8 protein-coding genes are annotated in these 12,091 nt (G+C 67.1%); 7 read left to right on the plus strand and 1 reads right to left on the minus strand.

Going from position 1 to position 12,091, the window contains the following annotated elements:
* The first annotated feature begins 393 nt into the window (after positions 1 to 393).
* A complete protein-coding gene (gene smc / locus M2299_RS02495) occupies positions 394 to 3,897 on the plus strand; it encodes a chromosome segregation protein SMC (RefSeq protein ID WP_025876909.1) in 3,504 nt (1,167 codons plus the stop codon).
* Between the two features lie 46 nt (positions 3,898 to 3,943).
* Entirely contained in the window at positions 3,944 to 4,681 is a 738-nt protein-coding gene (gene zipA, locus M2299_RS02500) for a cell division protein ZipA (protein ID WP_025876911.1), read from the plus strand.
* Between the two features lie 129 nt (positions 4,682 to 4,810).
* Here zipA and M2299_RS02505 read toward each other — a convergent pair whose 3' ends face one another.
* A complete protein-coding gene (locus tag M2299_RS02505; protein ID WP_280883782.1) occupies positions 4,811 to 5,935 on the minus strand; it encodes a pyridoxal phosphate-dependent aminotransferase in 1,125 nt (374 codons plus the stop codon).
* A 180-nt stretch (positions 5,936 to 6,115) separates the two neighbouring features.
* Between M2299_RS02505 and ligA the strand changes: the two genes are divergently transcribed.
* The 5 genes from ligA (at position 6,116) to mtnA (ending at position 12,055) form a co-directional block, all read left to right on the plus strand.
* On the plus strand, positions 6,116 to 8,587 hold the full coding sequence (ligA, locus tag M2299_RS02510; protein WP_280883907.1) for an NAD-dependent DNA ligase LigA: 2,472 nt from the start codon (positions 6,116 to 6,118) through the stop codon (positions 8,585 to 8,587).
* A 51-nt stretch (positions 8,588 to 8,638) separates the two neighbouring features.
* Positions 8,639 to 9,124: a GNAT family N-acetyltransferase gene (locus tag M2299_RS02515; RefSeq protein WP_025876917.1), complete on the plus strand. Its 486-nt coding sequence runs from the start codon at positions 8,639 to 8,641 to the stop codon at positions 9,122 to 9,124.
* Complete coding sequence (gene epmA / locus M2299_RS02520; protein WP_025876919.1) at positions 9,121 to 10,077, plus strand: EF-P lysine aminoacylase EpmA; 957 nt, start codon at positions 9,121 to 9,123, stop codon at positions 10,075 to 10,077. Before M2299_RS02515 ends, epmA begins: the two co-directional genes overlap by 4 nt.
* A 134-nt stretch (positions 10,078 to 10,211) precedes the next feature.
* Positions 10,212 to 10,943 carry a DUF3011 domain-containing protein gene (locus tag M2299_RS02525; protein ID WP_099843002.1) on the plus strand — a complete coding sequence of 244 codons (732 nt, stop codon included), beginning with the start codon at positions 10,212 to 10,214 and terminating at the stop codon, positions 10,941 to 10,943.
* A gap of 47 nt (positions 10,944 to 10,990) precedes the next feature.
* Positions 10,991 to 12,055 (plus strand): S-methyl-5-thioribose-1-phosphate isomerase, encoded by a 1,065-nt coding sequence (gene mtnA / locus M2299_RS02530; protein ID WP_099843000.1) that lies wholly within the window; start codon positions 10,991 to 10,993, stop codon positions 12,053 to 12,055.
* Positions 12,056 to 12,091: the final 36 nt, after the last annotated feature.

A 12,091-nucleotide genomic window follows, 5' to 3' on the forward strand; every position in this document is an offset into this window, starting at 1 on the left:
CCGCAAGGCCTGGTATCACCAGAACGGGCGCCCGCAAGGGTGCCCGTTTTGTTTTGGGGCGGCCTGTCCGGCCGGGTCGGTGCTTGGCGTGCGACGCCCGTGCCGATAGATCCTGGATGAATCCATGAAGATCAATGCGTTGGCCTCATTTTCCGGACCCGGGTCGGTTTACGGGGCGGCCTCCGGCAGAGCCTGGAAGCACGAGCGGGCGTGAGCGCTGAGCCTCCTCCCACGGTCATCCCGCCCGTGGAACATTGGCCCCGCTATACTCATTCCATTGCGTCACCCTTGGCCTTGTTGAATTCTTTTGAAATCAAGGGCTTGAGGTGCTGGCTGACCTGACATCCACTATGGTGGCGGCCGTAAGGCCCTTGCCCGGAACCCAATCACGCCATGCGTCTTTCCACGATCAAGCTGTCCGGCTTCAAGTCCTTCGTCGATCCGACCACCCTGCACCTGCCGACCAACATGACCGGCGTGGTGGGACCCAATGGCTGCGGCAAGTCGAACATCATCGACGCGGTGCGTTGGGTCATGGGCGAAAGTTCGGCCAGCCGCTTGCGTGGTGACTCGCTCACCGACGTGATCTTCTCCGGTTCCAATGCCCGCAAGCCGGTCTCGCAGGCCACCGTCGAGCTGATCTTCGACAACTCCGACCACACGATCTCCGGCGAGTACGCCTCGTTCAACGAGATCTCGGTCAAGCGTACCGTCAGCCGTGACGGCAGCAGCAATTATTACCTCAACGGCACCAAGTGCCGCCGTCGCGACATCACCGACCTGTTCCTCGGCACCGGCCTGGGCCCGCGCAGCTACTCGATCATCGAGCAGGGCATGATCAGCCAGATCATCGAAGCGCGCCCGGAAGACCTGCGCGTGTACCTGGAAGAGGCCGCCGGCATCTCCAAGTACAAGGAGCGCCGCAAGGAAACCGAGACCCGCATCCGCCACACCCGCGAGAACCTGGACCGCCTTGGCGACCTGCGCGAGGAAATCACCAAGCAGCTCGAGCACCTCAAGCGGCAGGCCAAGCAGGCCGAGCAGTACCAGGCGTTGCAGGAAGAACGCCGGGTCAAGGATGCGGAGTGGAAGGCGCTGGAATACCGTGGCCTGGATGGTCGCCTGTCCAAGCTGCGCGAAGGGCTGTCGCAGGAAGAAACCAAGCTGCAGCAGCTGATTGCCGACCAGCGCGACGCTGAGGCGCGGATCGAGACTTCCCGCGTGCGCCGCGAGGAGGCTGCCGACGCGCTCAATGCCGCGCAGGCCGAGGTCTACCAGGTGGGCAGCACGCTGGCCCGCCTCGAACAGCAGATCCAGCACCAGCGCGAACTGTCGCAGCGCCTGCACAAGGCGCGCGATGAAACCCGCCAGGCATTGGCCGAACTGGGCCAGCACATCAGCGGCGACGAGGCCAAGCTGATGGTGCTGCGCGAAGCGGTCGATGCGGCTACCCCGCAGCTGGAAGCGCTGCAGGAAGAAAACGAGATCAAGCAGGAAGGCCTGCGTGAGGCCGAAGCGCGGTTGTCCGATTGGCAGCAGCGTTGGGAGCAGCACACCTCGCAGAGCTCGGAAGCCTCGCGCGCCGGCGAGGTCGAGCGCACCCGCGTGGACTACCTGGACAAGCAGATCCTTGATGCCGATCGTCGCCGCGAAGCGCTGGCGGCCGAACGTGCCGGGCTGGACGTGGATGCACTGGATGAAGTCTTCGAGCAGCTGCACCTGCAGCACGATACGCAGAAGACCGCGCTGGATGAGCTGACCGAGCAGGTCGAGGAGCGCAAGCACGGTGTCGCCGCCGTGCAGGAGCAGCAGCGCAACGGGCAGAACGAGCTGGCCGAGCTGCGCAAGCAGGTCAATGGCCTGCGCGGGCGCCTGTCTTCGCTGGAAACCCTGCAGCAGGCTGCACTCGGCCAGGAGCAGGGCGCGGCGGTGGCGTGGCTGAAGTCGCGTGGGCTGGATTCGGCCGCGCGCGTGGGTGAGCGCCTGGATGTTGATGCGGGTTGGGAAAACGCAGTGGAAAGCGCGCTCGGTCAATTGATCGAAGGCGTGCTGGTCGACGATCCGGCCAGCCTGGTCGATGCGTTGGGTGAGCTGGGCGAAGGCCGCATCGCGCTGGTTGCCAATGACGGTGCGGACCTGAAGGTTGCGCCGACCTCGCTGGCTGCACGCGTGCGGGGCCCGGCGCCGATCCGGCGCCTGCTTGCGCGCCTGCACGGCGCGCGTGACCTTGCCGAAGCCAATGCACTGCAGGCCAGCCTGCCCGAGGGAGATTCCATCATCACCCAGGGCGGCGAACGCCTGGGCGAAGGCTGGGTGCGCGTGTCGCGCTCCGGCGCCGCCAAGCAGGGCGCGCTGCTGCGCGAACGCGAAATCAACGAACTGCGCGAGCAGATCGAGCAGCTGCAATCGCGCGAAGCCGAACTGGAAGAACAGCTGGCCGGTTTCCGCGAGCACCTGTTGGCCGCCGAACAGCAGCGCGAAGATGCGCAGCGTGCGCTGTACCTGGCGCACCGCGCGGTGTCCGAACTGGCCGGCCAGCTGCAGGGCCAGCAGGGCAAGGTGGAGGCGGCACGTACGCGCATCGACCGTATCGAAGGCGAGCTCAGCCAGTTGCTGGAGACTCTGGACATCAATCGCGAGCAGGCGCGTGAAGCGCGTGCGCGGTTGGAGAATGCGGTCAACAGCATGGGTGACCTGGAGTCGAACCGGCAGGGCCTGGAGGGCGAACGCCGTCAGTTGACCGAGGCGCGTGATCTGGCCCGCGACGCCGCCCGTGCGGTGCGCGAGCGGTCGCACGCGTTGGCCCTGACCCTGGAATCACAGCGCGCCCAGGTGGCGTCGTTGAGCCAGGCGCTGGAACGCATGAGTACGCAGCGTGGCCAGCTTGATGCACGCCTGGGCGAACTGCATTCGCAGCTGGACGAAGGCGATACCCCGGTCGAATCGCTGCAGGCCGAGCACCAGAACGCGCTGGAAGAGCGTGTCCGTGCCGATCGCGTGCTGACCGAAGCGCGCACGTTGCTGGATGGCATCGATGCCGAACTGCGCAACTACGAGCAGACCCGCCACCAGCGCGACGAGCAGGCGTTGTCCCAGCGCGAGCGCATCTCGCAGCGCAAGCTGGACCAGCAGGCGCTGGTACTCAGTGCCGAAACCCTGCAGGGCGCGGTGGAGAAGGCCGGTTTCGTGCTGCAGGATGTGATCAACGCGCTGCCCGAAGAGGCCCGCCTGGGCGACTGGGAGCAGGCGGTGCACCAGATCGACGGTCGCATGCGCCGGCTGGAGCCGGTCAACCTGGCCGCGATCCACGAGTATGGCGAAGCCTCGCAGCGCTCGGAGTATCTGGATGCCCAGCACGTGGATCTGACCACCGCGCTGGAGACCCTGGAAGATGCGATCCGCAAGATCGACCGCGAAACCCGGGGCCGCTTCAAGGACACCTTTGACCGTGTCAACGCCGGTGTGCAGGCGCTGTATCCGCGCCTGTTCGGTGGCGGTCACGCCTACCTGGAGCTGACCGGCGAAGACCTTCTCGATACCGGCGTGACCATCATGGCGCGTCCCCCGGGCAAGCGCGTGTCGAGCATCTCGCTGCTGTCCGGCGGCGAAAAGGCGATGACCGCCGTGGCGCTGGTGTTTGCGATCTTCCAGCTCAACCCGGCACCGTTCTGCCTGCTGGACGAGGTGGACGCGCCGCTGGATGAAGCCAACGTCGGCCGCCTGGCCAACATGGTCAAGGAAATGAGCGAGAAGGTGCAGTTCCTGTTCGTCAGCCACAACAAGGCCACGATGGAAGCGGCGCACCAGTTGTCGGGCGTGACGATGCGCGAGCCGGGAGTCAGCCGCCTGGTCAGCGTGGACCTGGAAGAAGCCGCGCGATTGGCGGGCGCGGCCTGACGTGCCATCCTAGTTACCTGAATGAACTAGCCGGAGAACCTAACGAATGTCCGACACGGCACTGTTGCGCATCGGCATCCTGGCCGCCGGCCTGCTGTTGGTCGCTGCGATCTTCCTGTTTGGCCGCCCGAAAAAGAAGCCCCAGGGCCGTCGCCTCGATAGCGCCGAACCGACCAGCGGCGAGCGTCGCGAGCCGGTGCTGGGCGAGGATGGCGTGCCTGTGGCCGGCGACCGCGTCGAGCCGGGCATGGGCGAGACGGTCGAGCAGGCCGAACTGGGGCTGCCCGATGTCGATGGCGCGGCCAGCGACCTGGGCAAGCGTGCGACGCAGGATTTCGACAAGATCGTTTCGCTGTTCGTGGCCGCCCGCGCCGGTGAGCAGCTGCGCGGCGAAGACATCGTCGTGGCAGCGGAGAAGACCGGCCTGGTGTTTGGCCACATGAATGTCTTCCACCGGCTGGTGGAGGGGCATCCCGAGCGGGGCCCGATTTTCTCGATGGCCAGCATCATGAAGCCGGGCAGCTTCGACATGGGCAACATCCGCGCCATGGAAACCCCGGCCATCGCCTTCTTCCTGACCCTGCCGGCACCGCTGACCGCGCTGGACGCCTGGGAGAAGATGCTGCCGACCGTGCAGCGCATGGCTGAACTGCTCGATGGCGTGGTGCTGGATGACAGCCGCAACGCGCTCGGCCGCCAGCGCATCGCCCACATCCGTGATGAGCTGCGCGCCTATGATCGCCAGCACCAGGCGCCGCCGCTGACCAAGACCCCGCGCTGGTAAGCGCGGCAGGTCCTGGCGTGCCGACCAACGGTCGGCACCCACAACAGTAGATCCACGCCATGCGTGGATGCGGCGAACCAGGGTTCGCCCCCCACCAGACCAGTAGATCCACGCCATGCGTGGATAGGGTCAGACCGGTACCCCAGCCACTTTCGCGAACGCGTTGCGGAATGCGGCCATTTCCTCTTCGGTGCCCACGGTCACGCGCACGCGCTGCGGCCAGATCGGCCAGCTGCGGCCGATCACCACGCCGTTGTCCGCCATCGCCTTGGCAAAGGCCGCGCCGTCGCGCTGCACATCCACCACGAAGCAGTTCGCTTCGGTCGGCAGGCAGTCAAAGCCACGCTTGCCCAGCCAGGCGATGGTGGCCTGCCGGACCTTGGCGTTCTGCAGACGTCGTCGCGGGATCAACTGCGGGTCGCGCAGGCTGGCCAGTGCCGCTGCAAGGGCGGGCACCGGCAGCGGGTTCTCGCCCAGGCTCGCCAGCTCGCGCAGGCGCTCCGGATGCGCTGCAGCCACGCCAAGACGCAGGCCGGCCATGCCGTACAGCTTGGAGAAGGTGCGCAGCACGATCAGGTCATCGCGCTGGGCCACCTTTGCAATCAGGCTGGGCTGTTCGCTGTACTGCAGATAGGCCTCGTCCAGCAGCACCCGGGTACCTGCGGGCTTGTTGGCCAGCAGCCAGGCCAGCTCGTTGGCCGGACTGATCGAGCCGGTGGGGTTGTTGGGATTGCACACGTACAGCAGGCCGGTCGGTCGCGCGTGCGCGGCGGCCGCCATCGCGCGCAGGTCGTGCGCGCCATCGCCGCGCAGCGGTACCGTCTGCACATGGGCGCCGCGCGCAGCTGCCATCTCGCCCAGCGTCTCGAAGGTCGGGTCGGCCACCACCAGGCCCGCCTGCGGGCCGGTCCACAGTGTCGCCGCACGGTTCAGCGGTTCGCTGGAGCCCGGATACAGGCGCACGTGGTCGGCGGGAATGCCGGCCTGGGCGATGAATGCGTCGCGCACCTCACCGGCCAGGGCGAAGCGGTAACGGCCGCAGCTGGCGATGCTGTCGCGCGCCGCCTGCTGTGCGGCCGGCGAGGGGCCATAGGGGCATTCGTTGAAGTTCAGCAGCACCGCGCCCGCATCGGCGGGTGGCGGCGCAACGGTCGCCGGCTGGGCCTGGGCCGACCGGGGCAGGCCGCTGCTGGCGAGGGCGAGACCGGCACCGGCCATCTGCAGGAAGTGGCGACGGGAGGCAGGCAAGGTCACAGGGGACGGTTCCGGAAGGGCGACCGACGCACGCTAGCGCTGGTGGTCAGCGCGGGCAAGGGGCTGTGCAGCGTCTCCAACCATGGGCGACCGTTGCTCGCCGCCAGTCCCGCATGGCCCAGCTCTACAAGGTGCTGCGCGCAGGCGCGGTAGAATTCACGGCCATCCCAGAACCCGCGGATTCCGATGAGCCCCAGCCCCGCCGAACGTGCCGAAGACCTGCGCCGGCAGATCGCCCAGGCCAATCGCGCCTATCACGAGCTGGATGCGCCGGAGATCCCCGACGTCGACTACGACCGCCTGGTACGTGAGCTGGAGGCGCTGGAGCGCGAGCATCCGGAGCTCGCCCGTGCCGACAGCCCGACCCAGCAGGTCGGGGCACGCCCGTCCGGCCGCTTCGCCGAAGTCACCCATGCGGTACCGATGCTGTCGCTGTCCAATGCCTTCAGTGATGAGGAAGTGGCCGACTTCGTGCGCCGCATCGATGAGCGCCTGCGCCGCGGCACCCTGCGTTTTTCCGCCGAACCGAAGATGGACGGCCTTGCGATCAGCCTGCGTTATGAGGACGGTCATTTCGTGCTGGGCGCCACCCGGGGCGATGGCAGCACCGGTGAGGACGTGACCGCCAACCTGCGCGAGATCGGCGACATTCCCAAGCGCCTGAAAGGCAGGGACTGGCCGGATGTGCTGGAAGTGCGCGGTGAGGTCTACATGGCCCGCGCCGACTTCGAGGCCTACAACGAGCGCGCGCGCCTGCACGGTGGCAAGGTGCTGGCCAATCCGCGCAATGCCGCGGCCGGTTCGCTGCGCCAGCTTGACCCCAAGATCAGCGCGCAGCGCAGGCTCAGTTTCTTCACCTACGGTACCGGTGAAGTGCAGGGCGGTGAGTTGCCCGATACCCACTCGGGCACGCTGGCACAGCTGCGCGACTGGGGTTTCCCGGTCAGCGACCTGTGCAAGGTGGTGGAAGGCAGCGACGGCCTGCTGGCGTACTACCGTGACATCGGCGAGCGTCGCGACGGCCTGGCATTCGACATTGATGGCGTGGTCTACAAGCTTGATGACCGCGCCGGCCAGCAGGCCATGGGCTTCGTGTCGCGCGCACCGCGCTGGGCCATCGCGCACAAGTTCCCGGCGCAGGAACAGAGCACTACGCTGGAGGCCATCGAAATCCAGATCGGCCGCACCGGTGCTGCCACCCCGGTGGCGCGCCTTGCGCCGGTCGCGGTGGCCGGTGTGATCGTCTCCAATGCCACCCTGCACAACGCCGACCAGATCGCGCGCCTGGATGTGCGCGTGGGCGACAGCGTGATCGTGCGCCGTGCCGGCGATGTGATTCCGGAAGTGGTCAGCGTCATTCTCGACCGTCGTCCCGCCGGCACCACGCCCTGGCAGATGCCGACCACCTGCCCGGTGTGCGGCTCGGAGATCGTGCGCGAGGAAGGGGCTGCTGCCTGGCGTTGTTCGGGCGAGCTGTCCTGCCCGGCGCAGCGCAAGGAGGCCATCGCCCACTTCGCCTCGCGACGGGCGATGGATATCGACGGTCTTGGCGACAAGTACATCGAAACCCTGGTGGACGCCGGCATCGTCAGGAGCGTGGCTGATCTGTACCGCCTCACCCGCGACCAGCTGCTGCACCTGAAGCTGGTGTTGGACGCAGAAGATCCTTCCGCGCTCGCGGCCAGCCTGAAACTGCACTTGCCGGCAGAAGGCAGTGGCGCGGTGCTCAACGCTGTGTTGAAACTGGATGGCAACGATGCGGGGTGGCGCGCGCAGGCATTGGCGCAGCCGGCAGCCTTCGAATGGAACACAAAGAAGATCGCGACCAAATGGGCTGACAACCTGATCGCTGCGATCGATGCCAGCCGTGATGCGACGCTGGAGCGACTGCTGTTCGCACTGGGCATCGAGCACGTCGGCGAGAGCACCGCCAAGGCACTGGCACAGTGGTTTGGCGATCTGGCGTTGATCCGCCGTCTGCCGTGGCCGTTGTTCAAGCGCGTGCCGGATATCGGTGGCGAAGTGGCGCGCTCGCTGGGCCACTTCTTCGAACAGGAAGGCAACCAGCAGGCCATCGACGCGCTGCTGCAGGTGGGGCAGGTGCGCATCAGCGACGTGCACCCGCCAAGTGCGAAGCTGCGCGAGGGGCTGGATCTTGCCCAGCTGCTGGTCGAAGCGGAGATTCCCGGCATTACCCGCCTGCGCGCCGAAAAACTGGTCGCAGTACTGCCCAGCGCGCAGGCGGTGCTGGACGCCGAGCACGGCCAGTTCGTCAACGCCGGCCTGCCCGATGACACCGCGCGCGGCGTCGCTGACTGGCTGGACAGCGAGGGCCATGGCGCGATGTTGCTGGCCGCCGAAGTGGAGATGAAGCACATCCTGACCAGCGCACCGGCCCTGGCCGAAGTGGTGGCCGGCCCGCTGGACGGGCAGACGGTGGTGCTTACCGGCACGCTGGCCCAGCTCAATCGCGATACCGCCAAGGAGCGCCTGGAGGCGCTGGGCGCAAAGGTGTCGGGCAGCGTGTCGAAGAAGACCAGTTTCGTGGTGGCAGGCACCGAGGCGGGTTCAAAGCTGGACAAGGCGCAATCGCTGGGCGTTCCAGTGTGGGATGAAGAGCGCCTGCTGGCCTACCTGGCCGAACACGAGTGATGAACCGGCCGGGTGCGCAGGCACCCGGCACGCAACCGCAAAGGAACACTGATGCAGACCGCTCCGCTGGATTTCCGCCTGGCCACCCGTGCCGACGAGGAACTGCTGATCGCGCTGATGCGCGATTTCTACGCCGAAGACAAGATCGAATTCGACGATGCGCGCGTGCGCCGTGGTGTCGATGCGCTGCTGGCCGATCCGCGCAACGGGGAAGTGCTGCTGTGGCTGGACGAGGCCGCGGCCGTCGTTGGCTATGCGGTCATCGCGATGGGCTTCAGCCTGGAGCAGGGCGGCCATTTCATGCTGCTCGACGAGCTCTACCTCAGCCACCGCGCGCGTGGCCGTGGCCGTGGCAAGCGGGCACTGGCCATCTGCGAACAACGCGCACGCGGGCGCGGGGTCAGCCGGCTGCGGCTGGAGGTCAACCATCACAACGAACTGGCGCGCCGCCTGTACCTGGCCAGTGGCTACATCGATGACACGCGCGATCTGCTGACCCTGCCGCTGGACCATCCGCGTCCGGAGGGCATCCTGTGAGCGAGGCACTGCTGCGCAGCCTGCAACAGCGTGCCAGCCTCAATGCGCTGGTGCGACGCTTCTTTGCCGAGCGTGGCGTGCTGGAAGTGGAAACGCCGATCCTTTCCGTGGCCGGCAACACCGAGCCGAACATCGACAGCTTCCACACCGATTTCAGCGGCCACGTCGATGCGGGCGGACGCCGCCGCTGGCTGCGCACGTCGCCGGAGTTCCCGCTCAAGCGCCTGCTCGCTGCCGGCGTGGGCGACTGCTATGAGCTGGGCCGGGTGTTCCGCAATGGCGAAGCCGGTGGCCGCCACAATCCCGAGTTCACCATGCTGGAGTGGTATCGGGTTGGCTGGGACCACCATCGGTTGCTGCAGGAAACCGCGGAATTGGTGGGGCAGGCGTTGGCGCTGGTTGGCCGCAGCGCGACGCTGCGCGTGCTGAGCTATCGCGAACTGTTCCAGCAACAGGCCGGCGTGGACCCGTTCGATGCCGATGAGGGCCAACTGCGCGCTGCGCTGGGCGAGGTGCACATCGATCCGGTAGGCCTGACCCGCGATGATTGGCTGGATCTGTTGATGACCCACCGTATCCAACCGCACTTCGATGACACGGTCATGACCGTGGTCCACGACTGGCCCGCCAGCCAGGCGGCACTGGCGCGCATCCGCCCCGGCACACCGCCGCTGGCCGAGCGTTTCGAGCTGTACCTGGGCGCGGTGGAGCTGGCCAATGGCTATAACGAACTGAACGATGCGGCTGAACAGCGCGCGCGTTTCCAGCATGACCTGCAGCGTCGCCATGCACGGGGGCAGGTACAGCCCGCGCTGGATGAAGCGTTGTTGCATGCACTGCCTGCAATGCCCGCCTGTGCCGGTGTTGCCGTTGGCATTGATCGCCTGCTGATGGCGATGCACCGCACACCGCGCATCGCCGACGTGCTTGCATTCGATTTCGCCCACGCATGAGCCGATTTCCCCTGCACCTGGCAGGCTGAACGAAAACACGCGTCTGCGCGCTTGATTCAGCAAGCACGATGATGCTCTTATCACAGCCGATACCGCACACTTGCGTCGTGGTTCATCCATTCATGGGGAAGGCTTTGGTCAAGTGGTTTGCGGTCGTAGCGGCACCGATGTACTCCGTGGCGATATGGGGTGGCCTGCTTCCGTCGACCGCATCGGCGCAGTCGCTTGGCTATGACAGCGAAGTGGTGACCTGCGAATCCCGCGACATGGGTTGGGTGCATTGCGACATCGATGTCAGCAACGGCGTTGACCTGATCCGCCAGTTGTCCAGCAACAGCTGCATCCGTGGCAGCGAGTGGGGCACCGACCGCAGTGGCGTGTGGGTGACGCTGGGCTGCCGCGCCGAGTTCCGCGCGCGCCGCGCAGAGAATGATGCCGTGCCCTCGGCCGAGGGCCGCAAGCGACTGGTGCGGCGGGTAGTGCGCTGTGAGTCCAATGGCCGCCCGCAGAGCTGCCCGGTACGCCTGGACGGTGCGCCGGTACGGTTGCTGCGGCAGCTGTCGGTGCTGCCGTGCCGGGAAGGGCAGGGCTGGGGCTACAAGCGCAATGAGGTGTGGACCACCCGCGGTTGCCAGGGTGATTTCGAGGTGGCCGACGAGCAGGGCCGTTTCGTCGACATGCCGCGCCGGCTGACCTGCGAATCCAAGTCCAAGAAGCGCCGCTTCTGTGGCGCCAGCATCTCCACCAGCGCCACCCTCTCCAACCAGCTTTCCAGCACCCCGTGCGAGGAAGGCAGCACCTGGGGCTGGAACCGCAACGGCATCTGGGTCGATGGCGGCTGCCGCGCCGAATTCTCGGTGAACTGACCCCGGACGGGGTCCATCCGTGCGTGGCGTGGCCCTACAATGGGGCCATGAATACCGCCACCGACCTCGACTACGCCCGCTACGACCACATCCGCCCGATCCTGTGGACCGGCGATGCCCTGCAACTGCTCGACCAGCGCAAGCTGCCGTTCGTGGTCGAGCATGTGGCCTGCCATGACAGCGATGAGGTGGCTGCCGCCATCCACGCCCTGACCGTGCGCGGTGCGCCGGCCATCGGCATCGCCGCCGCCTGGGGTGTGGTGCTGGCCGCACGTGATGTGCAGGCGGCCGATGGCGCGCATGCCCTGCAGCAGCTGGAACCGGCGCTGCAGCGGCTGAATGCCTCGCGCCCGACCGCGGTCAACCTGGCCTGGGCGCTGGCACGCATGCGACGTTGCCTGAACGCTGCCGGTGCCGACTGGAAGGCGCTGCTGGAGGCTGAAGCGCAAGCGATCGCCGAAGAAGACCTCGCCGCGAACCGCCACATGGGCGCACTCGGTGCCGGCCTGATCGAGGCCGGCAGCGGCGTGTTGACCCATTGCAATACCGGCTCGCTGGCCACCGCCGGCTTCGGTACGGCGCTGGGCGTGATCCGCGCCGGCATGGCCCAGGACCGCATCGCCCGTGTGTTTGCAGGTGAGACCCGGCCGTGGTTGCAGGGTGCGCGCCTGACCGTGTGGGAGCTGCAGCAGGACGGCATCGACGCGACGCTGATCGCCGACTCGGCCGCCTCGCACCTGATGAAGACCGGTGCGGTGCAGTGGGTGATCGTGGGCGCCGATCGCATCTGCGCCAATGGCGATACGGCCAACAAGATCGGCACCTACCAGCTGGCCATCGCGGCCCGCCACCACGGGGTGAAGTTCATGGTCGTGGCGCCGTCCTCGACGGTGGACATGGATACCGTGGACGGCAGCCAGATCGAGATCGAGCAGCGCGACCCGGGCGAACTGTACGGCGTGGGCGGCACCCGCACCGTGGCCGAGGGCATCGCCGCCTGGAACCCGGTGTTCGATGTCACCCCGGGCGAGCTGATCGATGCCATTGTGACCGAGCGGGGGGTGATCCTGAACCCGACCGCGGAGAACATGCGTACCGCCTTCGGCGGTTGACGCGGGCAGGGGCGGGTGCCTTTCCGCTGGAAAGGG

The sequence above is a fragment of the Stenotrophomonas sp. 1278 genome, from assembly GCF_029892765.1.
GTDB classification, from domain to species: Bacteria; Pseudomonadota; Gammaproteobacteria; order Xanthomonadales; family Xanthomonadaceae; genus Stenotrophomonas; species Stenotrophomonas indicatrix.